The organism is Bacillus sp. BD48, from assembly GCF_046566805.1.
Lineage (GTDB): Bacteria > Bacillota > Bacilli > Bacillales > Bacillaceae > Bacillus > Bacillus safensis.
The window spans coordinates 219767-245261 of the sequence record NZ_JANGFM010000005.1; the positions used below are offsets into that span (position 1 = coordinate 219767).

The following is a 25495-nucleotide window of genomic DNA, read 5'->3' on the forward strand; positions in this document are numbered from 1 at the left end:
CTTTCCTTTTTTCCCTATTTTGATTTCAGACTCACTGTAAAAGTCGTTCCTTTGCCTTGTTTGCTATGGACTGAAATCGTCCCTTCATGCGCTTCCACAAGGTGTTTGACAATCGCAAGACCAAGTCCCGTACCGCCTGAATTTCTACTTCTATCTTTATCAATTCGATAAAATCTCTCAAATATTCTTGGAATCTCACTTTTCTTCATGCCGATTCCTGTATCTGCTACATCAAATTCATAGGCGCCTTTCCGCGGTCTTGCTGAGATGGTGACACTCCCTCCCTCTGGTGTATAGGTTAGGGCATTGTTTACGAGATTGAGGAATATCTGCTTTAATCTCAGCGGATCTGCCATCACATAGACAGGCTCTTTCGGGATACGCACTTGTAATTGAATACCTTTTTCTGCGGCCTTTTGTTTTAAAAGGACTTCAATCTCTTGAATGATCTCTGTCGCATTGGCGTCTTGAATATTCAATTTGAAATGCTGCTGCTCGATTTTGGAAAGATCGAGTAAATCTTGAATGAGAGTTTCGAGACGGACACTCTCTTTTAGAATGATAGAAAGAAATTGTGTCAGCGCTTCTTTGTCATCAATCGCTCCATCAAGAAGGGTTTCGGAGAATCCTTTAATCGACGTAATCGGTGTCTTTAATTCGTGAGACACATTGGCGACAAAATCTTTTCGCATCTGCTCCAGCTGCTTTGTTTCTGTCACGTCATGAAACACAAGGACAATTCCTTTCCATTCATCGTCTGTACTTAAAATGGGAACACCATCCACCTGGAAGTAGCGCCGTTCAATATCAACAGCTAGGCGTAAAAACTTCCGTACCTTCGTTTCTGTCATGAAAATTTCGTCAATCAGCTCAATAATTTCTTCATGTGTAAACGCTTCATGATACAGCTTGTGCATGTAAATGTGCTTTTGCACCTTAAACTGTTTGCGAAAGGTTCGATTGACTAGGTTGATATACCCCATCTTATCAATCAAAATTATCCCTGCTCCGATGTTTTCAATGACTGTTTGCAGACGGTCTCGCTGCATCTCCCCCGTGCTTGTCATTTCTTGAAGGCTTTCTGCCAGTCGCTTCATTGATGTATTAAGCTCACTTGTTTCAATGATCAGCTCTTCATAATGATTGGTATCATAGTTCCCGCGTTCCAGCTGTTTGGCTACCTTTGTGGCATAATCTATCGGTTTAACATATTTCATCGACATGCGGTATCCAAAGAAAACGATGATAATAATTGCCGAGCCAAGACAAACGGCTAATGCGAGCCAAAGCTGGCCGTCAATTTCATTTAAAGGCTGGAATGACGCATGGAGAAATAAATAGCCTGCCGGTTCGTTTTGTTTCAGGATAGGGACTGCGTAATGAAACAGCGCATCCTTCTCATCCTCAATGACGACGCCTTTTGTTTGAAGTCGTTCATTGTTCAGTGTGTTTTGAATGATGCCTCTTTGCTCCGCTTGACCCGTTGTATGTATGATATTCCCCTTCAGATCCACAATTGACGCATTCATATCGAGATGCTGCTTTGCCTGATTGAGGATCTCCTTGTTTTGCTTCGCCTCCAGATCATCACCATCCATGGAAGAAAGGAGAAAGCTCGATTCATTTTCCATTCGTTCCGTTAATTTTGTTTCATAAAAAACATGGAACATGTGATCCAAAAAAAGGCCAAGTGCAACAAACACAATAAAAAGGAGAAAAATAAGTCCCGAAAACAGGCGGGTTCGAATTTTACTCATTTGGCTTTGGCTCCTCCAATTTGTAGCCTAGGCCGCGGATGGTTTTAATGTATGTTGGTTTTTTCGTGTTCTTTTCAATTTTGTCCCGCAAGTGGCTGATATGCACATCCACAATACGAGTGTCTCCTGCAAAGTCATAATTCCAAACGGCACTAAGCAGCAGATCACGTGTGAGGACACGTCCTTTATGCTTGGCCAAATAAAGCAGCAGTTCAAATTCCTTCGGCGTAAGCTCTAGGCGTTCTTCTTGAAAGTAGACTTCGTAGTGTTCTGGTAAAATGCGCAGTTCACCAATTTTGATTTGGTCTGCAATGACCTCTTCCTTCTCCTCTTGCGCGGGGACAGGCTGAGATTGCTGCGCTCTTCTCAAGATGGCTTTTACCCGCGCACCCACTTCTCTAGGACTGAATGGCTTTGTCATGTAATCATCGGCTCCAAGTTCAAGACCGAGCACCTTATCAAATTCATCGTCCTTTGCTGTCAGCATTAAAATAGGGAACATCATTTTTTGAATTCTCAGTTGTTTGCACACTTCAATGCCGTCCATTTTCGGAAGCATTAAATCTAATACAATGAGATCAGGCTGTTCACTTGCTGCTTTTTCAAGCGCTTCTTCCCCATCTCTTGCTGTGACGACATCATAGCCCGCCCTTTCAAGGTTATAGCTTAGAAGTGTTACAATCGATTCTTCATCATCCACAACTAATATTTTTTTATTCATGTTGTGCCTCCAATTAGTGATTTCCCCTGCATCCGTTTTTTTGTATCTTATGTGAAAAGCGAGAAGTCATGCTTTCTCTTTCATTTTAACGAAAGCTTAACAAGAGGACAATTTAAAATTTCGACAAGATTTGTTTTGTAAACAAAAAGAAGGCCCCTCATAAGAGAAGCCTTCTTTTTTTCATATTAAGACAATACTTTCATGACGTTCTTAACAGATTCAACAGAACGGTCAAGCTGACTTCTTTCTTCTTCTGTCAGCTCAAGCTCAATGATCTGCTCAAGTCCGTTTCCACCTACGATTGTTGGTACACCAAGGTAAATGCCTTCGTAGCCATATTCACCTTCAAGGTAAGCAATCGTTGGGATAACGCGGCGCTGATCTTTTAGAATCGCCTCAACCATTTCTACTAGTGAAGCAGCAGGTGCATAATAGGCACTACCGTTACCTAATAGGTTCACGATTTCGCCGCCGCCTTTTCTTGTTCTTTCAACAATCGCATCAATTCGATCTTTTGGAATCAATGTTTCCAGCGGGATACCGCCTGCATAAGAGTAACGAACAAGTGGAACCATGTCATCGCCATGTCCACCAAGGACAAAGCCCGTCACATCTTTGACAGATAGGTTTAATTCTTGAGCAACAAACGTACGGAAACGTGCTGTATCAAGAATGCCCGATTGTCCAATGACTTTTTCTTTTGGTAATCCTGATTCTTTATAAACTGCATATGTCATTGCATCAACAGGGTTTGTTAACACAACAATAATGGCTTCTGGAGAATATTTAACGATTTCGCGTGTCACGCTGCGCATGATTTTTTCATTTGTTGACACGAGATCGTCACGGCTCATTCCCGGCTTTCTTGCAATTCCTGCCGTAATGACCACGACATCAGAACCGGCTGTATCTTCGTAGTTAGAAGTGCCTGTAATGTTCGCATCGAAGCCTTGAACAGGGCTTGCTTCCAGCATATCAAGAGCTTTCCCTTTTGTTGGGTTCTCAAGCTGCGGGATATCAACTAATACGACATCCGCTAATTCTTTTTGAGCTGTTAGAAATGCTGTAGTTGCTCCAGTAAAACCTGCTCCGATGACAGATACTTTTTTACGCTTGTTTGCCATTTCCTTTTTCCCCTTTAACTTTAAAGTTTAAGAATCAAGACAAGTTTTTGATGAGCTCGTCAGCAAACTCAGAACATTTTACTTCTGTTGCGCCATCCATTAATCTAGCAAAATCGTACGTGACGACTTTAGATGCAATTGTTTTTTCAACAGATTGAATCACTAGATCAGCTGCTTCCTGCCAGCCAAGGTGCTCAAGTAAAAGCACGCCTGATAGAAGAACAGATGATGGATTCACTTTATCAAGACCAGCGTATTTTGGTGCTGTTCCGTGAGTCGCTTCAAAAATAGCGTGTCCTGTTTCGTAGTTGATGTTCGCACCTGGTGCGATACCAATTCCACCAACTTGTGCTGCAAGTGCATCAGAGATGTAATCTCCATTTAAGTTCATTGTAGCCACAACATCGAACTCAGCTGGACGAGTTAATATTTGTTGAAGGAAAATATCTGCAATGCTGTCTTTGACAATGATTTTGCCAGCAGCTTCTGCTTCACTTTGCGCTTTGTTTGCCGCATCTTTTCCATCTTGTTCTACAATACGATCATATTGTGCCCATGTAAAGACCTTGTCGCCAAACTCTTTTTCAGCCACTTCGTAGCCCCAGTTTTTGAAGGCACCCTCTGTAAATTTCATGATGTTTCCTTTGTGAACAAGCGTCACAGATTTACGGCCTTGGTCAATTGCATATTGGATAGCCGCTCTGACAAGACGGGATGTACCCTCTTCAGAAACTGGCTTGATTCCGATACCTGACGTTTCTGGGAAACGGATTTTATTCACACCTAATTCGTTTTTCAAGAAGTCAATTAACTTCTTCACTTCGTCTGAACCTTTTGCATACTCGATACCTGCATAGATATCTTCTGTGTTCTCACGGAAGATCACCATATCTGTGTCTTCTGGACGTTTCACAGGAGAAGGTACGCCTTTGAACCAGCGAACTGGACGTAAGCATGTGAATAAATCAAGCTCTTGTCTAAGTGCCACGTTTAATGAACGGATTCCTCCGCCAATTGGTGTTGTTAGTGGTCCTTTAATCGCAATTAAGTATTCACGAATGTCTTCAAGCGTTTGCTCAGGAAGCCACTCTCCAGTTTTATTGTAAGCTTTCTCACCTGCATATACTTCTTTCCAAGTGATTTGCTTTTCACCTTTATATGCTTTTTCTACTGCTGCTTCAAGTACTCTTGATGCTGCTTTCCAAATGTCAGGACCGATTCCGTCCCCTTCGATAAACGGGATAATTGGATTATTTGGTACATTCAATACGCCGCCAGTAACTGTAATTTTTTCGCCTTGTGACAATGATATTACCTCCCAGGTTATGTAGTGAATATTTGAAACTTCTTGGCTTGATGTCTGCAAGCAAAAAAGTTTTTCACGTGATTCGTTTTTTTGTTGATATGGAGGCTGATTGGCCTTTTGAAAATCAGCCCCCGCTTATTCTATAAACATTAGTCTCTTTCACTGATCGGAACAAAGGTTTGAAGATCAGGTCCAATGTAGTCAGCTCTTGGACGGATGAGACGGTTGTTGTCATATTGCTCTAGAATGTGAGCAATCCATCCAGAGAATCGGCTGATCACGAAAATTGGTGTAAACAAGTCATGATCAATACCAAGACTGTGATATACAGATGCAGAATAAAAATCAACATTTGGTGGAAGATTTTTCTCTGATGTCACGATTTCCTCTGCGCGAACAGACATTTCATACCATTTCGGCTCGCCAGTGAGGTTTGTTAAACGCTGGCTCATTTCTTTTAGATGCTTTGCACGCGGGTCACCTTGACGGTATACACGGTGGCCAAAGCCCATAATTTTTTCTTTCTTCTCTAGCTTACCATGAATATAGGAATCTACGTTTTCAACTTCGCCAATTTCTGAAAGCATCTTCATCACGCCTTCATTAGCGCCGCCATGAAGCGGTCCTTTCAGCGCACCGATCGCCGCTGTCACACCAGAGTAGATATCTGATAGTGTAGCAACACATACACGTGCTGTAAATGTCGATGCGTTTAATTCATGGTCCGCATGTAGAATAAGTGCCTTATCAATGGCTTCAATTTCTACTGGTGACGGCTCTTCGCCATTTAGCATATACAAGAAGTTTGCAGCATAGCTGTATTCTTCTTTTGGCTGTACAGGCTCAAGTCCTTTGCGAATACGAGAAAACGCAGCGACTAGTCCAGAAATTTTCGCCTGTAAGCGAATTGCCTTTCTGTAATTCGCTTCTTTGTCCATAATCTCTGATTCGTCATCGAGTAAACCTAGTAAGGATACTGCTGTACGAATCGCAGACATTGGATGAACCCCATCGAGCGAATAAGATTTAAAATGCTCAATGATTTCTTGCGGAATCTGAGCATTTTCATTGAGCTGTTGTTTTAATTCACTCAACTCCTGCTCATTCGGCAGCTTTAAGTGCCATAACAGGTAGACAATTTCTTCGAATGTAGCTTTTTCAGTTAAATCATCGATATTGTACCCTACATAAGTAAGAGTATCATCAATAATTGAGCTTACGGATGAAGTTGTTGCCACGATACCTTCAAGACCTCTTGTTGCTGTCATGTTCAATCTCCCCTTTTTAAAAAGATTCCCCTTCGTTGCAGAATTCTCACTTTTTGAAAGCGCTATCCAATCCGAATAAGATGGCAGGTTCAGAAAAGAAAATGCTTACATTTACCTATACGGTTAGAGCGCTTTTAGCCTCATATCTCTTGTGTGATCAATGAGTTCAAAATTAAGCCTATTCCCATTATAAACAATAATCAGACATTTGTTAAATGTTTAACTATAATTTTTTTTGATATTTTTTTTTCCAGTCTCCCATATCAGGCATGGAATAAAGGGATTTTGCTTCTTTTAATATATTTAATTATGTTTTTTTGCAAAAGCTCACGCAAGAAAAAATTTAAAAAAGAAAGTGGCGTGAACCACTCTCTTTTCACCCGCTGAAAAATTTCACAGCCTGCATCGCCAAATAAGCAATTCCTGCCCCAATGAGCGGTCCAACAGCCACACCTTTAAATAAACTGACTGCCAAAATGGTACCAAACACAAGCGCTGCCGTAATATGCGGATCATTTTCGAGTAGCACAATGCCGTTTTTTGCAATTAATGCTACTAATATACCCGCTCCAAGAGCTATCCAAGCATAGGAAGATTTCATCGCTTCTCCAAGCTGCTTAAATCCAATGTCACCTGTTGCAATCGGCACCAGCACAGCAATGGTAATAACGGTGACCCCCCAATTAATGCCTTTAGATTGGAGAACCGGGAAAATTTTTTGATCCAGGCCAATCAGCTTAATTGCAATCAGCACAGAGACCGCTAAAATTAACGAATTGTTTTTTGCAATAAGTGCAATAACGAGTAAAAGAACCAAAAACAAATTTGCTTGAGTAAACATACGCCGCTCCTTTCTTTCTTTTTATTGCGACCTTTTCATATTACTAATCTTTTTGAATAAAATGAAGTATCGGACATGCTTGTTTTTTGGAGGGGATTGTGTGAATCACGCCTATGTGGCCATTTTTCTGCGAAGTTTGATGATGATCAGCATTGCTGTTTTTGCGGTTGTCTTTTTATATCAGTCTTTTCCGTTTTTATATCCTTTTTGGATCGCCCTTATCGTGTCTTGTTTAATTCATCCTGCCGTATGCAAAATCGAAGAGATCACCGGGATGCCGAGAGGACTTGTTGTGGTCATTGTGCTCTTGCTCTTTTTAGTCGCAGCCGCCGGCTTAATGACGCTTTTAGTTGCGGAAATCATTTCAGGAAGTGCTTATTTGGCAAAAGTGCTGCCTGGCCATCTTGATCAAATGATTGGGATTGTAGAGCAATTTTTCACAGACAAGATTCTGCCTTTATATCATGATGTGTCGGCCCAATTTAATACACTTCAAGCAGGTCAAAAGGAATCGATTTTGGGACAAATTCAAGCACTCGGTGATGAAACAGCCGCAAAAATCGGGACTTTTCTTTCAAAAACACTCGAGCTTATTCCAGCTTTTTTAGGTCTTTTGCCTGATGCAGCAGCCACTCTATTATTTTCTGCTCTCGCAACTTTTTTTATCACGAAAGATTGGTTTACGTTAAAAACATATGGCTCACGTATCTTTCCCGTAAAATGGATGCAGCATACACGCGCCATTTTATCTGAAATCAAAAAAGCCATTACCGGCTTTATGAAAGCTCAGCTTCTGCTTGTGGCCATGACGATTGGTATTGTATTGATTGGACTCATCATTTTAAAGGTCAAGCATGCCCTTGTGATTGCTTTATGTATTGGGCTCGTCGATTTACTTCCTTACATCGGGAGCGGCACTGTATTTCTACCGTGGATCATTTATTCTGCCATGACAGGAAATCTTTCACTTGCCATTGGCCTAGGCATTTTGTATATTGTCGTCCTCATCCAAAGACAAATATCAGAGCCTAAAGTCTTAAGTAAATCCATCGGACTTAATCCTTTAGCAACGCTTGTGGCGCTATTTGTCGGGTTAAAATGGTTTGGTTTCTTGGGACTTGTGATTGGCCCTGCCTCCCTTGTCGTGTGGCAGGCATTCCGTAATGCAGGAGTTTTCAGAGATATTTATGAGTACATTCGGTATGGCATGCAAAAATAAAAGAGACCTCGGCTGAAGGTCTCTTTAGCGAATGATCGTATAGCGGTTACGATTAGACATGTTTCTAAGCCAGCGTTCAAAGAGCGGCTTGATTCCCTTTCTCGTCACCGGAATGAGCAGCAAAGCCCCAATGATATCCGATAAGAAGCCTGGAATGAGCAGCAGCAGACCGCCGATTAGAATGCAAAAACCATCGACAATCGCTCCCCCTGGCATCTTTCCATATTGCAAATCTCGCTGCACTTTTTGGAAGGCTTCTATTCCTTGTTTTCTTGCGAAATAAGCACCTAATGCACTTGTCAGCACGATGAGCAGCATCGTTGGCAAAATGCCAATGATTTTACTTGAGATTAAAAATAAACTAATTTCCACCGCAGGGAACAGAATTAATAATAGTAGAAAATATTTCTTCAACCATATCACCTCATGGGGTATCTTTCATCGAAAGCTGTTTACTTTTTTTAGTGTAACATAAAAAAAGAGAGGAGTCAGACAACTCCCCTCTAGTATGATTTAAAGGACGCTTGCACGGCCTTTGTAGATCGCTCCGCGTGCTGGATCTACTGTAATCTCTTCGCCTTCTTTTAATAGTGTTGTTGCATTGTCAAGACCAACAATCACTGGAATGCCAAGACTTAGTCCAACAACTGCTGCATGACTTGTTAAGCCGCCTTCTTCTGTGATAAGGGCAGATGCTTTTTCTAAAGCTCCCATCATATCACGATCTGTGCAGTTTGCGACTAGGATCGCACCATCGTACATTTTTTCTTCTGCTTCTTTTCCGCTTTGTGCAATGACAACCGGTCCAAATGCAGATTTACGGCCAATCCCTTGACCTTTCGCAATAATGTCACCGACAACATATACTTTCATTAAGTTCGTCGTACCTGTTTCACCAACTGGCACACCTGCTGTAATGACGATTAAATCACCGTGTCTTACATAGCCTGTTTCAATAGACTTCTCTACTGCATTCTCAAGCATTTCATCAGTAGACGTCGTTTTTGATCCGCTCTTTGCAAATACACCGAATACAAGAGAGAGCTTTCTCGCCACTGATTCGTTTGCAGTAACTGCTACGATTGGTGCTTTTGGTCTATATTTTGAAATCATTCTTGCTGTATGTCCGCTTTCCGTAGGCGTCACAATTGCTGCAACATCAAGCTTCATTGCTGTATGTGCAACAGATTGACCAATCGCATCTGTAATGCTGACTTCTACTTCTTCGCTTCTACGAGAAAGAATGGCTTTATAGTTTAGTGCATCTTCTGAACGTGATGCAATGTTATGCATTGTTTGTACTGCTTCTACTGGATATGTTCCTGCTGCTGTTTCACCAGAAAGCATAATTGCATCTGTGCCGTCAAAAATAGCATTTGCCACGTCACTTGCTTCCGCGCGTGTTGGACGAGGGTTACGCTGCATGCTGTCCAGCATTTGAGTCGCTGTGATGACAGGCTTGCCTAAACGATTGCATTTTTTGATCAGCATTTTTTGAACAAGCGGTACTTCTTCTGCCGGAATCTCTACACCAAGATCTCCACGCGCAACCATTAAACCGTCAGATACCTCAAGGATCTCGTCGATGTTATCAACACCCTCTTGGTTTTCAATCTTAGGAATGATTTGAATATCAGCCGCATTGTTCTTTTCAAGAAGCTCACGAATTTCAAGAACATCAGAAGCTCGTCTAACAAAAGAGGCTGCGATGAAATCGACGCCTTGTTCAATTCCAAACAGAATATCATTGGCATCCTTTTCTGTAATACCAGGCAGGTTTACACTGACGCCAGGTATGTTGACGCCTTTTTTGTTTTTGAGCGTGCCTGTATTCATGACTTTAGTGATGATTTCTTTGCGGTCCATGTTAATTTCTTTTACTTCTAAACCAATCAGACCATCATCTAATAGAATCGTTGAGCCTACTTCTACATCATGAATTAAATCTTCGTACGTCACACTAATTTTTTCCGTATTTCCAACAATGTCTTCCATACTCACGATAAGATCAGCACCAGCGACTAGCTCAATTGAGCCGTTTTCAACTGTACGTGTACGGATCTCTGGACCTTTTGTATCTAGAAGGATCGCAATATCCTTGCCTAATGTTTTACCTGCTTTACGTATGTTTTCAATGCGTGCACCATGCTCTTCAAAATCTCCATGGGAGAAGTTGAGTCTGGCTACATTCATTCCTGCTTCAATCAATTCAGTCAGCTTTTCAATGCTTTCACTTGCTGGACCGATTGTACAAACGATTTTTGTCTTTCTCATTACTGTTCCTCCTAAGGTCTTCTCGTTTTATATAGAGAGCTCTTGTGAAAGTCGGTACATATTTTTATCGACTGTATGTTTTTTATCTAAGATTTCTAAAATATCGTGATGGACGAGTTCATTGCTTTGAATGCCTACACAGCGTCCGCCTTTTCCTTCAAGAAGAAGCTCGACTGCATATGCTCCTAAACGGCTTGCCAGCACACGGTCAAACGCACTAGGAGAACCTCCGCGCTGAATATGTCCTAAGACAGATACACGTGTTTCAAGGCTTGTCTCCTCTTCAATCCGCTTACCAAATTCAACACCGCTGCCTACGCCTTCTGCAACAATGATGATACTATGCTTCTTGCCGCGTTCGTGCCCTCTTCTTAACCTAGCAATAATTTCGTCCATGTCATAGTCTGCTTCAGGAATCAAAATAGATTCTGCTCCGCCCGCAAGACCTGACCAAAGAGCAATATCACCAGCATGTCTTCCCATTACTTCCACTACGTATGTACGTTCATGAGATGTGGCTGTATCACGAATTTTATCAATGGCATCAATGACAGTATTCAGTGCTGTATCAAAGCCAATAGTGAAATCAGTACCTGGAATATCGTTGTCAATCGTGCCAGGGACACCTACACATGGAAAGCCGAGCTCAGTTAATTTCTTCGCTCCCATAAATGACCCGTCTCCACCAATGACAACAAGTCCTTCAATACCGAATTTTTTTAAGTTTTCAATTCCTTTTTCACGACCTTCAACTGTCTTGAATTCAGGACATCTTGCCGTGTAAAGTTTTGTTCCTCCACGATGAATGATATCGCCTACTGAACCTATTTCGAGTTTCTCAATTTTACCGTTAATTAGACCTGAGTATCCATTATAAATACCGTAAACTTCAACATTATGGTAAATCGCTTTTCTTACAACTGCGCGCACAGCTGCATTCATTCCTGGGGAATCCCCACCGCTTGTTAAAACTCCTATACGCTTCATCTTTTTCACCTCAGAGACCATATATGATTTAAACATACCATTTCCACTGCATGAAAACAATCGTGAGCAAATTTGGATGTTTTCAATACGAATTTCTAAAACCGTACTCATTATACAATTAAATAAACCGTTTTTAAACAAAAGTTAAGAACGTCATGAAAGCAAATCTCTCTGAAATCGACAGAGACAAGTGCGATAAACCTTATCATATCAAGGTTTTCAGACGTTTCAAATTTTATGAAAACAAAAGAAAATTATTTTCAAATAGCGCTTACATGAGGTCGATTTTCATGAAAAAAGATGAAAAAAAATAAACGCCAGCCAAAAAGGCTGTACGTTTATTTAGTTTACCCCAATATATTGATTTTCAATCGATACTTTCCCGATTGCTTTGTATTTTTGATATCTTTGTTCTACTAGTTCTTCAGGCGTTAGTTTGAGCAAAGATGTAAGTGATTGTTTTAATGTTTTTTCCATGTAAGCTGCTTGTTGTTTCACGTCTCGATGTGCTCCACCTTGCACTTCTTTAATAACATCATCAATAATATCTAATTCTTTTAGGTCAGGAGCGGTAATTTTCATTGATTCTGCAGCTTTTTTCGCTAGTGATGAGTCCTTCCAGAGCAGTGCTGCTGCACCTTCAGGTGAAATCACTGAATACGTTGAGTTTTCTAGCATGAATAGGTGGTTTCCTACGCCTAAGCCTAGTGCACCGCCACTTCCGCCTTCTCCAATGACAATACAGACAACTGGTACACGAAGTCCTGCCATTTCGAATAGGTTTTTCGCAATTGCTTCACTTTGTCCGCGCTCTTCAGCTGCCTTACCAGGATAAGCTCCTTTTGTATCAATAAAGCAAATGATCGGACGGTTAAATTTATCTGCTTGTTTCATCAAGCGCAGCGCTTTACGGTAGCCTTCTGGATGAGGCATTCCGAAATTACGGCGCAAGTTTTCTTTTGTGTCTTTTCCGCGCTGATGGCCAATAACTGTGACAGGAAGCCCTTTAAACGTGGCAATTCCTCCAACGATCGCTTCATCATCACCATAAAAACGGTCACCGTGACATTCGAAAAAGTTGTCAAACAGCTCTTGAATGTAATCGAGAGTTGTTGGGCGCATGGCATGCCGAGCAATCTGCACTCTGTCCCACGGCTTTAAATTTGTATAAATGTCTGCTTCAAGTTTGCTCAGACGTGTTTCAAGGCGCTCAATTTCTGCACTTAAATCCATTTCTGAGTTTTGTGTGAACTTTTTCAGTTCATCAATTTTCGCTCGAAGTTCAATGACAGGTTTTTCAAATTCTAGTTCTCCAGCCACTCTCGTTCACCTCCTGTGCTGTGTAACGCTAAGATTCGGCCTAGTGTTTCTTTCATTTCTGCACGATGGATCACAGCATCAAGCTGTCCATGCTTCATTAAAAACTCAGCCGTTTGGAAGTCCTCTGGCAGGTCTTCACGAATCGTTTGTTCAATGATTCTGCGGCCTGCAAAACCAATTAAAGCACCAGGTTCTGCAAAATTGTAATCACCGAGAGACGCAAAACTAGCTGATACACCGCCAGTTGTTGGGTTCGTCATCACAGAGATAATCAAACCTTGATCCTCGCTGAACAGTTTTAATGCTGAACTTGTTTTTGCCATCTGCATCAGACTAAGAATTCCCTCTTGCATTCTCGCTCCGCCAGATGCAGTAAAGATAATAAAAGGCACCTTGTCCGCTTTTGCTTTCTCGATCGCTAGTGTGATCTTTTCACCAACAACGGATCCCATGCTGCCCATACGGAACGTGGCATCCATGACAGCAATCACAGCACTTTGGCCTTCAATTTCACCTTTACCTGTGACAATGGCTTCATTCAAAGATGTTTTTTCTCTGTCTTTCTCAAGCTTTTCTTCGTAGCCTGGGAAACCGAGCGGATTTGCTGAAATGAGGTGCCCGTTAAATTCTTCAAATGTGCCTTCATCTACAAGGCTTTCAATACGCTGTTTTGCATTCATTTGCAAATGTCTGCCGCAATTCATACAAACACGTAAATTTTTATCTAGTTCTTTGGTGAGCATTATTTTTTTACATTGCGGACATTTGGTCATGATGCCTTCAGGCACATCTTGACTTGCCTGTTCAGAGGGTACAGATGCATATTTTTTCTTTTTACTGAAAATATTCTTGATTGACAAATGACTACCTCCCTTTTTGAAGGGTTTTTTCTTTACACGCACATCCACTATTATAGGACATGTCATAACTGTACCGAAACTATTGTACTTTTTTTGTCAAACGCTGTCATCCTTCATTCAATTTTTTCAGTGGGGAATTGATGAGAAATGAGTATGTGTTTGGGGCGCTGAGCAGTTGATATGTTTGAATTGTGAACGTCTACAAAAAAATCTCATTCCGGATGAAAAAATTTTCGCGTAAGAGAGGAAATGGTGCACGTTTTTCCTCCAATTTCAGAAAGAACGTGCACACTTTTCCAGTTGATTATTCGCCGATAATCGTTAATTTTCTTGTTTTTTCAGCGACAGCTTCTGGGTCGACTTTGATTCTTGCAACGCCAGTTTCCATTGCTGCTTTTGCCACCGCTTTTGCTACCGCTGGTGCAACGCGTGCATCAAATGGTGCAGGGATGACATATTCAGCTGACAATTCTTCCTCTGAAACAAGAGAAGCAATCGCTTCAACAGCTGCGATTTTCATTTCTTCGTTAATGTGAGTTGCACGTACATCTAATGCTCCGCGGAAAATTCCTGGGAATGCCAGTACGTTATTCACTTGGTTCGGGAAGTCAGAACGGCCAGTTCCTACAACACTTGCACCTGCTGCATGTGCATCTTCTGGCATGATCTCTGGATTTGGATTAGCCATAGCAAAGATGACAGGGTCTTTTGCCATTTTTCCAACCATTTCTTTTGTTAAAGCGCCTGCTACTGAAACCCCGATAAAGACGTCTGCGCCTTCAATGACTTCTTCTAATGAACCTTCTTTACGGTCTTGGTTCGTGAATTTAGCCACTTCGTTTTTCACTGCATTCATACCGTTCGGGCGGCCTTCGTAAATTGCGCCTTTCGTATCACACATAATGATATCACGTACACCGAAATGATAAAGAAGCTTGATAATCGCAATTCCTGCTGCCCCGGCGCCGTTTGCCACTACTTTGATTGAAGACATGGATTTTCCAGATAGCTTCAGTGCATTCACAAGTCCTGCTACTGTCACAATCGCTGTTCCGTGCTGATCATCGTGGAAAACTGGAATGTTTGTCTCTTTTTTCAAGCGCTCTTCGATGATAAAGCAGTTAGGAGCTGCAATATCTTCAAGGTTCACACCGCCAAAAGTCGGCTCAAGAAGCTTCACTGTTTCAACGATTTTGTCTACATCGTTCGTTGCAAGCGCGATTGGGAAGGCATCTACGCCTGCAAAGCTTTTGAATAATACAGCTTTCCCTTCCATTACTGGAAGTGATGCTTCTGCACCAATATTTCCAAGCCCTAAAACAGCGCTTCCGTCTGTAACAACAGCGACCATATTGCCTTTCATTGTATAATCATACACTTTGCTTGTGTCGTCATAAATATCTTTACATGGTTCTGCAACACCAGGTGAATAAGCCAAGCTCAAGTCTTTCGCATTTTTCACTTCTACTTTTGATTTTGATTCGAGTTTGCCTTGATTCTCTTTGTGCATATGTAATGCTTCTTCTCTTAATGACATGTGATGAACACTCCTTCAAGTGGAAAATGATTTAATGATTTGCTAAGTTGATAAGCACATACTGGCAGTTTTAAATACACAGAATCTTTAAAATGATAACACAATAGGTGAATTTGTAAAACATATTCAGGCGATTTGTCATCATTTAATCACAACGTTTTGTTCACCGAGCAGCTCTTTTAACTGGAAAATCACAGCATGATCTGCATGAACTTTGTATGCATCTGGAAGTCTCATCGTCTTTTTTTGCTTCTCATAATACAAATAGACATCTGCTTCTCCGCTGTGCATCGAGAGGACTCGTTTTACTTGTTCTAACAGCTCCTGTGTATGATTCTCTTCTTTCACCCGAATGTAGACAGACTCTTTTCTTTTTGCGTCCATCTCTTCCAGCAAAGCAGCTTCTTGCACGATGATTTGACTGCTGTCATTTCTGTCCTCTACTCTGCCTTCAACATAAAGCATGGTGCCCTCCTCAAGTAAGGGGGACAGCTTTCTAAATTGCTCTGGAAAGACGACGCCTTCCATTTCTCCCGTTTCATCCCCAAATGTAACAAATGCCATCGATTGTCCATTTTTTGTCCGAATCGATTTCACTTTTGTCAAAAGACCACCCATTGAGATTTTACGCTTTACATAGGAAGAAAGTCTGATGATTTCCACTGCACCATTCTCTCTTAAGCGGTCTCGGTACGCTTGTACTGGGTGATTTGATAAATATAACCCGAGTGCCTCTTTTTCAAATTGCAGGAGGTCAACAAGCGGCATTTCTTCTATCTCCGCATATTTTGGCTTAATGGAGAAGGTTGTATCCCCAAGAAAGTCCAGCTGATCCTCTGGATTTAAAAATGACACGTGATCTAACGCAATATCTATCGATGCTAATAACGAAGCACGATTGGGATAAAATTCATCCATCGCCCCTGAAAAAATGAGCGCTTCAATCGTTTTTCGGTTGACACTCTTTGGTGATACTCTTGCGCAAAAATCAAATAAATCTTCAAACGGCTTTTCCTGTCTTGCTCTGTATATATCCTTTACAGCTGACACTCCGACATTTTTGATCGCTCTTAAGCTGTAGCGGATCTCCCCTTTTTCAACCGTAAATGGAAATTCACTCTTATTAATAGAAGGCTTCAACACAGATATCCCTTTTTCCTTCGCCTCATAGAAATATTGAGCAATTTTGTCTTCATTTCCAATTACACTCGTTAAAAGACCGCACATAAAATATAACGGATAATGCGCTTTTAAATAAGCAAGCTGAAAGCCAATCATGCTATATGCAACAGCATGGCTTCTATTAAAACCATAGTTTGCAAATTTGACGATTAAGTCATAAACGTCATTTGCAATGTTAACAGGATACTCCTTTTTTAGGCATCCTTCAACAAAATGGCTTCGCTCTTCATCAAGGACTTTTTTATCCTTCTTCGAAACAGCTCTTCTTAATAGATCTGCCTCGCCCAGCTGAAATCCAGCCATCTTCGCTGCAATCAGCATGATTTGCTCCTGGTAGACGATGACCCCATATGTATCCTTTAATATGTCATACAAATCAGGATGAGGATAAGAGACCTTGACTCTGCCATGCTTTCGGTCGATAAAAAGCGGGATATTTTCCATTGGACCTGGACGATAGAGGGCATTGACCGCCACGATATCTTCTAAACTAGACGGCTTCAGGCGTCTCAGCACCTGACGCATCCCCTGTGATTCAAGCTGGAATATTCCAGTTGTATCTCCCGCGGATAACAATTCAAACGTTTTCTGATCCTCATATGAAATGTCACTAAAGTTAATGTGGACGTTTTCCTGTCTTTCAATCTGGTTTTTAATGGATTCAATTAATGTTAAGTTTCTAAGCCCTAAGAAATCCATCTTTAAAAGTCCAAGATCTTCTAAATAATTCATGGCATACTGCGTTAAATACACACCTTCATGGCCGTCTTGAATTGGAACGACCTCTGTCAGCGGCTCCTCGCTCAGCACAACGCCAGCTGCATGTGTCGAGGTGTGTCTTGGCAAGCCTTCTACCTTTAAAGCAGTTTGGAAGACCTTTCGGAGCTCTTCGGATTGCTGAAGCATCGTTTTTAATTCAGAAGATGCAGTCACCGCTTCTTTCAGCGTTGTTCCTGGCTTTGATGGAATCAGCTTGGCAAGACGGTCCGCTGCCTTTGAATCAATTCCCATCACACGTCCAACATCCCTTAAAGCAGCCTTTGCTGCAAGTGTTCCAAACGTGACAATTTGCGCCACATGCATGTCTCCGTATTTGTCTTTTACATAAGAAATGATTTCATCTCTTCTCGTGTCGGGGAAATCAATATCAATATCTGGCATACTGATTCGCTCTGGATTTAAGAAGCGTTCAAATAAAAGACCGTGACGGATCGGATCGACATCCGTAATAAACAGAACATACGCAACAAGTGAACCCGCTGCTGATCCACGTCCAGGGCCAGTGACAATTCCTTTGTCATGCGCATATTTCATAAAATCCCACACAATGAGAAAATAATCACTGAAATTCATTTTTTGGATAATGCTCAGTTCATATTCAAGCCTTTTGACATACATATCATTTGAAGCAATCTTTCTTTGCTTCATCCCTTCTGCGCACACTCTGCGTAAAAACTGATCTGCTGTTGATTGATCAGGAGTTGGATAGGATGGGAGTTTTGTCTGCCCAAGATTTAAATCAACTTCACAGCGGTCTGCAATCTCCACCGTTCTTGTCAGTAGCTCTCGATCCTCTCTATACCATTCCAACATTTCTTCAAAGGATCGGAAATGCTTTTCTCCTCGGTCTTCCTCTATCTCTGAAAGCTGTTCTCCCGCTTTAATGGCCTTTAAACACGTATAAGCCATTTTGTCTTCTCGATTGATGTAGTGAACATCCCCCGTCGCAACAAGAGGAATGTCCGTACTTTGTGAGACGTCCCGCAGTTTGCCGGCAAGCGATTCGTCCTGCTGAAATGGCTGAAGTGCGATATACACATGTCCCTCGCCGAATATATGCTTCAATTGTTTGGCGGCTTCACGTGCTTCTTCTAACTGATCATGCTGCAAAAGCGTTTCAATATACCCAGATGCGCCTGGTGTGATGGCAATGAGCCCGCGGTGATAGCTTTTGAGCCATTTTTCTTTCAGTCCGGCTTTTGATTTTGATTTCAGCACACTGCTGATTTTGATCAGGTTTTGATAGCCTTCATTGTTTTTTGCAAGGAGTACCAAGGGATAAGCCTCTGTCTCTTGTTCATCTATGAAGACAGAAGCTGTTAAACCGATAACCGGCTTGATGCCATGTTTTTTACATTCCTTATAAAATTCAACCGTTCCATACATAACATGGTCATCGGTAAGAGCGAGCGCCTTGCAGCCAAGTTCTTTTGCTTTCAGCACAAGCTCCTTTACTTTAGCTGCACTGCTTAACAAGCTGTATCCACTGTGGACCTGAAGATGAACATAAGACATGCTTAATCCACTCCTTTCGTCTAAAGTCATTCTTTCATTATAAAACGCGATGCGATGAGAAACAAATGTTCTTTCTTTTCTGTCCGTTCATACTTGTCCAGCACACGCCATATATTGAATAGAGTGAGGTGGACAAAATGGATGTGAAGGAAGCTTTTATTCCGAATTTTATCAGCTGTTATTTTATCGCCCTTGGGGTCATTTTGGGTGGTGCTATCATAGGCGGTGTTGGTGCGTATTTATCTGGTCAGCCGCCTTTATCCATTATTACTAGTCTTGCCAATCGTTTAAAAATTTGGGCGCTTGTCGCCGCTATCGGCGGAACATTTGATGCTGTTTATAGCTTTGAACGAGGCATTTTCGAAGGTAACACGCGTGATATTTTCAAGCAGATTTTATTAATTATCTCTGCCATGGGCGGTGCACAAACGGGGTATCTCATTATTACGTGGCTCACCCAGGAGCATGTGTCATCATGAGGGTGCCGGAGCTGTATAAACGCCCAGGCTGGCAGCGTTTTTTTGCGGGAATGATGTTTGGTGCGATTGTAAGCTGGCTTATTTTTCTCTTTACATACGGAACCTTTCAGGAAAAGCAAGTGACACTGCTGAGAAGCCAGCAGCATCATATGGACAGTCTGAAAGAACAAATCACACTCTATCGGGAAGATTTGCATAAGTTAAATGAGGATAATAAGAAGCGGCTGCTGATTCAAAGCGTAGATGTTCATCTCGTGAATCGTGAGCAATATAAAATCCCAGAGCCAGATACGCTAAAGTTTGAAGATCAGGTCAAGGAGGATATCTCAGAAGTCATTACAAAGGATATTGAAAGTGTCTATAAAACAAAAGAATTACTAAAACGGACAGTGGAAAATAAAGAATATACCATTCGGGAAAAGGCATACCGCGCCAAAGTGACAGAGCTGACAATTTATACGAAGCTTTCACTAGAAGTACGTATTTCATTTGCTGAATAAACAGGTTGTGGAATTTTTATGAATTTCTGCCCTCAATGATCGCTTTTCACGCTTCATTTTTATACACTAAAAGTAGAACGAGATCAAAATAGAAAGAGGTGAGGACAATGGAGGTTTACAGCTATCGTCAAATGGCACGAGACAAAGCAAGCCGGATCAAAGACGGCATGTGTGCTTATGCTGAGACAGAAATGATGGCTCATTTAATTAAAAAAGAATTAAAGCATCAAAATCTCCAAGCCTATGAAGATTCAACAGACATCGGCTGCTGGTTTATCCCTGTATGCAAGTAACCCTTTTCTCCATGACAAAAAAGAGAGAAGGGACTTAAGTATCCCTCCTCTCTTATGATGATGATTTACATACTTCCTCTAAATCACGCAAAATCTCATCTGCTACGGCCCAATCATAAATGGACGCACCGGCTGCAAGCGGGTGGCCGCCTCCATGATATTTTTTCGCAATGGTGTTAATGACGACTCCTTTAGAGCGGAATCTGACACGAATCTGATCGTTTTCTTCCACAAAAAAGACCCATGCCTTAATGCCTGCAATATTTCCTAGTGTCCCAACAAGCTGTGAGGCTTGCTGCGCTGTTGTTTGGAACGATTCCAGAATTTCACGCTTAATGAAAACAGATGCAACCCCGTTCTCTGACAAAGAAATATGTTGAAAAATATAGCCATTTAATTTCACGACATTCAAATCTGTCTCATACAATTGATTGAAAAGATCTGAAGATGAAAATGGATATTCGATGAGTTCCCCTGCATATTTAAGTGTCTTTTTCGTTGTGTTTGGGAAAAGGAAGCGGCCTGTGTCTCCTACAATGCCGGCATAGATCAATTCAGCCGCCTTTGTATTCAGCTGATATCCTTCTTCTTTCCCCTCTAAGTACAATTCATAAATCATCTCGCTCACAGAGCTTGCCTCTGTATCCACCCAAAGCAAATCACCATAAGGATCTTCATTCGGGTGATGGTCGATTTTCATCAGCTTATCGCCCATTAAATAACGCTGATCATCGATTCTTGCTTGATTGGCCGTATCACAGACAATGACAAGGGCCCCTTTATACACGTCGTCTGGTACCTCATCGAGTTCATATAAAAATGAAAGGGATGGTTCAGGCGTTCCAGTCGCATAAATATTTTTTTCTGGATAGGTGGCACGCAAGATTTCCGTAAGGCCGCACTGCGATCCATACGCGTCAGGATCTGGTCTTACATGTCTATGGATGATGATGGTGTCATATAATGATATGGTTCTAATCAGTTCTTTTTTCATAAAAACTCCTTCTCATGCGATACTCTTTTTATTATTAAATCATAATCTATCGTCACGGAAAAGTGAGGAATAGACAATTTATTCTAGTAAGCAAGCCTATTTACGTTTAAAATAGGGTTGTAACCACTTACAATGGAGGCTTGGCACATGCTTGTTTTGATTGTGTTTATTATTTGTTCTGCCATGTTTTATTTATACTACAAAGCAAAAAATGTCCGTACGAACCGGCCAGTTGAGAAAAAATTCTGGTCGGCGAAATCCAGTATGGCCCTTGGCTGCTTTGTCCTGCTCTTCGGTGTGAATCAATTATTTTTAAACCGCTCGTCACTCGCATTTGTCATTGGATTTATTTTTGTTGCCGTTGGTATCGGCAGTACGTGGGCTGGGTATAAAGCCTACAAGCATTACCTTCCGCTCTTCTTAAAGGAAGGCGAAAAAGATCACGCGTAATAAGGAAAGGGGCGACATGAGTTCGCCCTTTTTATCATTATCCCCTCTCCATCAGCTGCACCATCAGCATCGCTTTGCCTACGATATTCGATTGGTGATAAACCTCTACTTCCAGCTTTCCAAATTTGCGTCCTACTTCTAAAATATTCGGCTTGATCTGGATTGTGGATTCCATTTGGACCGGTTTTAAGAAGTAGACAGAGAGACTCTCGACGATCAGCTCGCCCTTTTTATGAGATTTTAAGAAGCGGTTGGCTGATTCGATTAAAATTTGTGTGAACACCCCATATGAAATGTTTCCAAGCTGATTCGTCATTTGCGGAGTGACCTCGTATTGATAAACCGCATCTGCTTTTGGTTTTTCTGTATCTGTTTCTTTAAACCCTCTTGAGACAACATCATCCAGCTTTTCTCCGACCTGCGGCTGCTTTTGAATCATTTGGAGCGCCTTGAGCACATCCTGACGGCTGATCATACCAATCAGCTTCGCAAAATCATCCACAACTGGCAGCACCTCAATGCCTTCCCACACCATCATTTGTGCAGCTGAGGCGACAGATGTCTTGCCAATGACCGTCAGCGGATTTTTCGTCATCACTTTTTCAATCGGTGTGGAGCGGTCATGCCCCGCAATATCCTTTGAGGTGAGGATTCCGTGAATCTTCATTTGATCATCTGCGACCGGGAAACGGCCGTGGCCAGTTTCATAATTCTTTTCATACCATTTTTCAAGCTTATCCTCTGGTGATAAATACACGGTGCGTTCTATCGGCGTTAAAATATCTTCTACAAGCACAATCTCTTTTTTAATTAATTGGTCATAAATGGCTCTGTTTATGAGGGCCGCTACGGTAAATGTATCGTAGCTTGTCGATAAAATCGGCAGCTCTAGCTCATCTGCGAGCTGAATGATTTCATCATCTGTTGAGAATCCGCCTGTGACCAGCACAGCCGCCCCTGCCTCTAATGCCTGTCTGTGGGCATTGATTCGGTTTCCGACGATGAGCAGGTTGCCAGCTGCCGTATAGCGCATCATTGCATCCAGCTCCATCGCTCCGATAACAAATTTATTTAACGTTTTATGTAAGCCGGCGCGTCCTCCAAGGACCTGACCATCAATGACATTGACCACTTCTGCATATGTGAGTTTTTCAATATTTTCTTTTTTCTTTTGTTCAATTCGAATGGTGCCGACTCGTTCAATGGTACTGACGAATCCTTTATTTTCAGCATCTTTGATGGCCCGGTAAGCGGTGCCTTCACTCACTTTCATTTCTTTCGCTATGCGCCGGACAGAGATTTTCTCTCCGACATCTAATGAATCAATATACGATAAAATTTGCTCATGCTTTGTCGCCAATCCCGTTCACCCTTTTTGTTTTCAGCGTTTTCATCTATGTTTCATTATAAGGGCAGGAGGCTTTTAATAGCAATTTGTCTTTTCTTTCGGCAGATGAAGGCAAATAAAAAAAGCCGGCATTTGTGTGCCAGCTTTTTTCATATGAGGATTAAATTTCAATTGATTCCCCGCTGTTTAACACATGACCGACGCCGCCATGCAGGCTGTCTGCAAATGCATGCGGATCCTGTTCAATTGGCGGGAATGTGCTGTAGTGAATCGGAACGACCTGTTTTGCCCGCAGCCATTCTGCTGCGATTCTTGCATCCTCCGGTCCCATCGTGAAGTTATCACCAATTGGAAGGAATGCGAGCTCAATATGATTCAGCTCACCAATCAGTTTCATATCTGAAAAGAGTGCAGTGTCTCCTGCATGATAAATGGTTTTGCCCTCTGCGGTAAATAAAATACCTGATGGCATGCCTGTATACGTAATCGTCTGTGCCTCTTCATCAATGACCGCTGAACCGTGGAACGCTTGCGTGAGCTTCACTTTACCAAATTCAAACTCACGTCCGCCTCCAATAGAAAGCGGGTGCGTTTTCACCCCTTGCCAGCCTAAATACGTGGCAAGTTCGAAAGGCGCGACAACAAGTGCATCATTGTTTTTAGCGATTTCAATGGTGTCGCCGATGTGATCTCCATGCCCATGTGTCAGTAAAATGACATCCGCTTTCACATCTTGCGGTTTGATATCTGTGTGCTTATTTCCATTTAAAAATGGATCAATCCAAATATGGTATCCGTTTGTTTCAATGTGTACAACTGAATGTCCATGATATGTAGCTTTCATGTAAGTATATCCACCTTTCAAATTTTGATCTCATATCATTTATTCCCTCTATAAAAAGCTGAAAAACTTAATGCCTGTGAATCACGTTAAGACCACCTGTTGCTTCAATGACGGTCCCTGTAATAAGATCTGAACGGTCATCGCATAGAAATGAGATGATACGTCCTATATCCTCTCCAGTGCCAGACCTGCCTATCGGCGTTTCATCGTCTTTGATTTGACGGGCTTCCTCTATTGTCGATTCTTTCATGTCTCCAACGATTTTGCCTGGACACACCATATTGGCCGTGATGCCGTTTTCGGCTTCTTCAATCGCAATGGTTTTCGTCAATGACGCAAGGCCCACTTTTGCCGCTCCAAAGGCTGATCTGTGCATCCAGCCTGGCGCATGGTCTGCACCTTGGAAGCCATAAGTGATAATGCGGCCAAAGCCTTGTTTTCTCATCATTGGGATGACCATTCGGAACAAATGAAACACTGCTGATAGGTTGCCTTCCATCATTTGATACCATTCATCCTCAGAATAATCCGCCAGTTTTTTTCGTTCAAAAATATAAGGGCCAGCATTGTTAATCAGGGCATCAATCCGCCCAAATCGCTCTGCTGCCAGCTCTACCATGTTTTTTAAATCTTCTTTTTTTGTCACATCACCTTGGACAAATTGAAGCTTATCTTCGTACTGCTGTAATTCTTCTTTCATCTGCCGGACAGCTTCATCATCACTTCGATAATTCACTGTCACAGAATACCCCATATTCAGTAAAGACTCGGTGACTTTCCGGCCAAGTCCTTTAGAACCCGCTGTTATTAATGCGTGTCGCACACAATCTCCTCCTAAAGCAAAGGTTGCAAGTTCACGTGTTTCTTTTGTTATCTTTACTTTACTATAAACCGGCATCTGGCGCACTTATGAACCCTTTATCAATACGGGTAAAACAATATAGGGTGATTCATCCACTTTTTCAGATCCCATGAGCCATGGATATCGAGAAGCAGCGAAACAAAACGATAGCATTCTCTCACCTCATGAAGCTCGCGAGGAAGCGGGCAAATCTCTTCATAGCCTAATTGAACATTGCGGGCAGCTTCTTTCGTCAAAAGGTATTCCAATGCAATAAAATCAAACGCAGCTGGTCCATATACGACATATTCCGTATCAACTAGACTCGTCACTTGATCATCTTTTTCAATATATTGAGACGGATCTAAATCAATTAAAATGAGACTGGCTGAATCAGGAGGCTTTAGCTTTTCAATCTTTTGCAGCACAATTTCTGCATAACAGTGAAATTCAGGCTGATCCGCGTAATAGCAGTCTATGAGTTTGGAAACAGCGTTTTTTAACACAGCATGGAATTCACTCAATTGCTTCTTTTCAGCTCCGTATACTGCACCAAAAAAGTCAGTTTGATATGAATGAAGGTGTGCTAGTTTCTTCCCATAATCCTTATAGAAGTCTGATGAACGTCCCTCAAAAGATGTGAAAGGTGTCCCTTCTATTTTTTCCATTACATAAAAATGTCTCCCTGCCTTCTTCACTTTACGAACAACTTTTGGAATAAGAAAGGAATTCGTCTGAGACAGCTTTTGATTGATTTGATCGATATGACTTTGTACAGTATGGGCATCTATTCCATAGATCATATTGATCCCAGACACAAATTCACTTTCTTCTCTTGTAGTTTTAGGAGATTTGATTACATATTCGGTTTTATCTTGTAAGGAGATCAGCCACACATCATTAGCTCGTCCGTCATATTGTTCTCCTAACGTTTTCACTGATACGATCGGTTGATGAAACAAAGCCTCAAGCGTTTTCTTCATGATCTGCTGTCACTCCCTCTTCTGCTTGACGACGGTATGCTTTCATTTTCTCCAATGATCATCAATCTCCTT

At 41.7% G+C, this 25495-nt stretch carries 23 protein-coding genes; 5 read left to right on the forward strand and 18 right to left on the reverse strand.

What is annotated here, in order from left to right; all coding sequences use genetic code 11:
- Positions 1-14 precede the first annotated feature (14 nt).
- The 6 genes from pnpS to ACLGGR_RS15555 all read right to left on the reverse strand — a co-directional run bounded on the left by pnpS (position 15) and on the right by ACLGGR_RS15555 (position 7017).
- Positions 15-1757 (reverse strand): two-component system histidine kinase PnpS, encoded by a 1743-nt coding sequence (pnpS, locus tag ACLGGR_RS15530; protein WP_251216389.1) that lies wholly within the window; start codon positions 1755-1757, stop codon positions 15-17.
- Complete coding sequence (locus ACLGGR_RS15535) at positions 1750-2478, reverse strand: response regulator transcription factor (RefSeq protein ID WP_024426141.1); 729 nt, start codon at positions 2476-2478, stop codon at positions 1750-1752. Before ACLGGR_RS15535 ends, pnpS begins: the two co-directional genes overlap by 8 nt.
- 185 nt (positions 2479-2663) lie before the next feature.
- Positions 2664-3602 (reverse strand): malate dehydrogenase, encoded by a 939-nt coding sequence (gene mdh, locus ACLGGR_RS15540; RefSeq protein WP_008356047.1) that lies wholly within the window; start codon positions 3600-3602, stop codon positions 2664-2666.
- Positions 3603-3636: 34 nt separating this feature from the next.
- Positions 3637-4908, reverse strand: a complete 1272-nt coding sequence (gene icd, locus ACLGGR_RS15545; protein WP_024424789.1) for an NADP-dependent isocitrate dehydrogenase — start codon at positions 4906-4908, stop codon at positions 3637-3639.
- Positions 4909-5057: 149 nt separating this feature from the next.
- Positions 5058-6176, reverse strand: a complete 1119-nt coding sequence (citZ, locus tag ACLGGR_RS15550) for a citrate synthase (protein ID WP_024424790.1) — start codon at positions 6174-6176, stop codon at positions 5058-5060.
- Between the two features lie 376 nt (positions 6177-6552).
- Complete coding sequence (locus tag ACLGGR_RS15555; protein WP_007501699.1) at positions 6553-7017, reverse strand: DUF441 domain-containing protein; 465 nt, start codon at positions 7015-7017, stop codon at positions 6553-6555.
- A gap of 100 nt (positions 7018-7117) precedes the next feature.
- On the opposite strand from ACLGGR_RS15555, the gene ytvI reads away from it, so the two are divergent.
- On the forward strand, positions 7118-8236 hold the full coding sequence (gene ytvI, locus ACLGGR_RS15560) for a sporulation integral membrane protein YtvI (RefSeq protein ID WP_410973413.1): 1119 nt from the start codon (positions 7118-7120) through the stop codon (positions 8234-8236).
- Positions 8237-8260: 24 nt separating this feature from the next.
- Here the strand turns inward: ytvI and ACLGGR_RS15565 are convergent, their stop codons facing one another.
- From ACLGGR_RS15565 to dnaE, 7 genes are all read right to left on the reverse strand, one after another.
- A complete protein-coding gene (locus tag ACLGGR_RS15565) occupies positions 8261-8650 on the reverse strand; it encodes an FxsA family protein (protein WP_025092259.1) in 390 nt (129 codons plus the stop codon).
- Between the two features lie 99 nt (positions 8651-8749).
- Positions 8750-10510, reverse strand: a complete 1761-nt coding sequence (pyk, locus tag ACLGGR_RS15570) for a pyruvate kinase (RefSeq protein ID WP_410973414.1) — start codon at positions 10508-10510, stop codon at positions 8750-8752.
- 27 nt (positions 10511-10537) lie between these two features.
- Positions 10538-11497 (reverse strand): 6-phosphofructokinase, encoded by a 960-nt coding sequence (gene pfkA / locus ACLGGR_RS15575; protein WP_041086887.1) that lies wholly within the window; start codon positions 11495-11497, stop codon positions 10538-10540.
- A gap of 342 nt (positions 11498-11839) precedes the next feature.
- Positions 11840-12817, reverse strand: a complete 978-nt coding sequence (gene accA, locus ACLGGR_RS15580; protein WP_048239069.1) for an acetyl-CoA carboxylase carboxyl transferase subunit alpha — start codon at positions 12815-12817, stop codon at positions 11840-11842.
- The gene (gene accD / locus ACLGGR_RS15585) at positions 12802-13677 is read right to left on the reverse strand and encodes an acetyl-CoA carboxylase, carboxyltransferase subunit beta (RefSeq protein WP_034279640.1); all 876 of its coding nucleotides are present in this window, start codon (positions 13675-13677) and stop codon (positions 12802-12804) included. The genes accA and accD overlap by 16 nt, the downstream gene beginning before the upstream one ends.
- A 304-nt stretch (positions 13678-13981) precedes the next feature.
- A complete protein-coding gene (ystJ, locus tag ACLGGR_RS15590; RefSeq protein WP_142945607.1) occupies positions 13982-15214 on the reverse strand; it encodes an NADP-dependent malic enzyme in 1233 nt (410 codons plus the stop codon).
- 141 nt (positions 15215-15355) lie between these two features.
- Positions 15356-18691, reverse strand: coding sequence for a DNA polymerase III subunit alpha (gene dnaE, locus ACLGGR_RS15595; RefSeq protein ID WP_410973415.1), 3336 nt, complete (start codon positions 18689-18691; stop codon positions 15356-15358).
- A 137-nt stretch (positions 18692-18828) separates the two neighbouring features.
- Here dnaE and ytrH point away from each other — a divergent pair, with 137 nt between their 5' ends.
- From ytrH to ACLGGR_RS15610, 3 genes are all read left to right on the forward strand, one after another.
- Positions 18829-19170, forward strand: coding sequence for a sporulation membrane protein YtrH (gene ytrH / locus ACLGGR_RS15600; protein ID WP_024424798.1), 342 nt, complete (start codon positions 18829-18831; stop codon positions 19168-19170).
- Positions 19167-19670 (forward strand): sporulation membrane protein YtrI, encoded by a 504-nt coding sequence (gene ytrI / locus ACLGGR_RS15605; protein WP_003216226.1) that lies wholly within the window; start codon positions 19167-19169, stop codon positions 19668-19670. The genes ytrH and ytrI overlap by 4 nt, the downstream gene beginning before the upstream one ends.
- Before the next feature lie 107 nt (positions 19671-19777).
- Entirely contained in the window at positions 19778-19963 is a 186-nt protein-coding gene (locus ACLGGR_RS15610; protein WP_003216400.1) for a YtzJ family protein, read from the forward strand.
- 52 nt (positions 19964-20015) lie between these two features.
- Here ACLGGR_RS15610 and ACLGGR_RS15615 read toward each other — a convergent pair whose 3' ends face one another.
- Positions 20016-20957, reverse strand: coding sequence for a DHH family phosphoesterase (locus ACLGGR_RS15615; protein ID WP_024424800.1), 942 nt, complete (start codon positions 20955-20957; stop codon positions 20016-20018).
- Positions 20958-21104: 147 nt separating this feature from the next.
- Here ACLGGR_RS15615 and ACLGGR_RS15620 point away from each other — a divergent pair, with 147 nt between their 5' ends.
- On the forward strand, positions 21105-21407 hold the full coding sequence (locus ACLGGR_RS15620) for a YtpI family protein (protein ID WP_003216665.1): 303 nt from the start codon (positions 21105-21107) through the stop codon (positions 21405-21407).
- A gap of 37 nt (positions 21408-21444) precedes the next feature.
- On the opposite strand, the gene ACLGGR_RS15625 is transcribed toward ACLGGR_RS15620, so the two are convergent.
- The 4 genes from ACLGGR_RS15625 to ACLGGR_RS15640 form a co-directional block, all read right to left on the reverse strand.
- Positions 21445-22767: a CBS domain-containing protein gene (locus ACLGGR_RS15625; protein ID WP_142945609.1), complete on the reverse strand. Its 1323-nt coding sequence runs from the start codon at positions 22765-22767 to the stop codon at positions 21445-21447.
- 148 nt (positions 22768-22915) lie between these two features.
- A complete protein-coding gene (locus ACLGGR_RS15630) occupies positions 22916-23599 on the reverse strand; it encodes a metal-dependent hydrolase (protein ID WP_048239072.1) in 684 nt (227 codons plus the stop codon).
- A 67-nt stretch (positions 23600-23666) separates the two neighbouring features.
- The gene (locus ACLGGR_RS15635; RefSeq protein ID WP_034279624.1) at positions 23667-24422 is read right to left on the reverse strand and encodes an SDR family oxidoreductase; all 756 of its coding nucleotides are present in this window, start codon (positions 24420-24422) and stop codon (positions 23667-23669) included.
- A 98-nt stretch (positions 24423-24520) separates the two neighbouring features.
- Positions 24521-25423 carry an aminoglycoside phosphotransferase family protein gene (locus tag ACLGGR_RS15640; RefSeq protein WP_410973416.1) on the reverse strand — a complete coding sequence of 301 codons (903 nt, stop codon included), beginning with the start codon at positions 25421-25423 and terminating at the stop codon, positions 24521-24523.
- Positions 25424-25495 lie beyond the last annotated feature (72 nt).

Excerpts from the sequence above, each read along its gene's own strand:
- pnpS (WP_251216389.1), bottom strand. The coding sequence starts at position 1,757 with ATGAGTAAAATTCGAACCCGCCTGTTTTCGGGACTTATTTTTCTCCTT.
- ACLGGR_RS15535 (WP_024426141.1), bottom strand. The coding sequence starts at position 2,478 with ATGAATAAAAAAATATTAGTTGTGGATGATGAAGAATCGATTGTAACA.
- mdh (WP_008356047.1), bottom strand. The coding sequence starts at position 3,602 with ATGGCAAACAAGCGTAAAAAAGTATCTGTCATCGGAGCAGGTTTTACT.
- citZ (WP_024424790.1), bottom strand. The coding sequence starts at position 6,176 with ATGACAGCAACAAGAGGTCTTGAAGGTATCGTGGCAACAACTTCATCC.
- ACLGGR_RS15555 (WP_007501699.1), bottom strand. The coding sequence starts at position 7,017 with ATGTTTACTCAAGCAAATTTGTTTTTGGTTCTTTTACTCGTTATTGCA.
- pyk (WP_410973414.1), bottom strand. The coding sequence starts at position 10,510 with ATGAGAAAGACAAAAATCGTTTGTACAATCGGTCCAGCAAGTGAAAGC.
- pfkA (WP_041086887.1), bottom strand. The coding sequence starts at position 11,497 with ATGAAGCGTATAGGAGTTTTAACAAGCGGTGGGGATTCCCCAGGAATG.
- ystJ (WP_142945607.1), bottom strand. The coding sequence starts at position 15,214 with ATGTCATTAAGAGAAGAAGCATTACATATGCACAAAGAGAATCAAGGC.
- dnaE (WP_410973415.1), bottom strand. The coding sequence starts at position 18,691 with ATGTCTTATGTTCATCTTCAGGTCCACAGTGGATACAGCTTGTTAAGC.
- ytrH (WP_024424798.1), top strand. The coding sequence starts at position 18,829 with ATGGATGTGAAGGAAGCTTTTATTCCGAATTTTATCAGCTGTTATTTT.
- ytrI (WP_003216226.1), top strand. The coding sequence starts at position 19,167 with ATGAGGGTGCCGGAGCTGTATAAACGCCCAGGCTGGCAGCGTTTTTTT.
- ACLGGR_RS15610 (WP_003216400.1), top strand. The coding sequence starts at position 19,778 with ATGGAGGTTTACAGCTATCGTCAAATGGCACGAGACAAAGCAAGCCGG.
- ACLGGR_RS15615 (WP_024424800.1), bottom strand. The coding sequence starts at position 20,957 with ATGAAAAAAGAACTGATTAGAACCATATCATTATATGACACCATCATC.
- ACLGGR_RS15620 (WP_003216665.1), top strand. The coding sequence starts at position 21,105 with ATGCTTGTTTTGATTGTGTTTATTATTTGTTCTGCCATGTTTTATTTA.
- ACLGGR_RS15630 (WP_048239072.1), bottom strand. The coding sequence starts at position 23,599 with ATGAAAGCTACATATCATGGACATTCAGTTGTACACATTGAAACAAAC.
- ACLGGR_RS15640 (WP_410973416.1), bottom strand. The coding sequence starts at position 25,423 with ATGAAGAAAACGCTTGAGGCTTTGTTTCATCAACCGATCGTATCAGTG.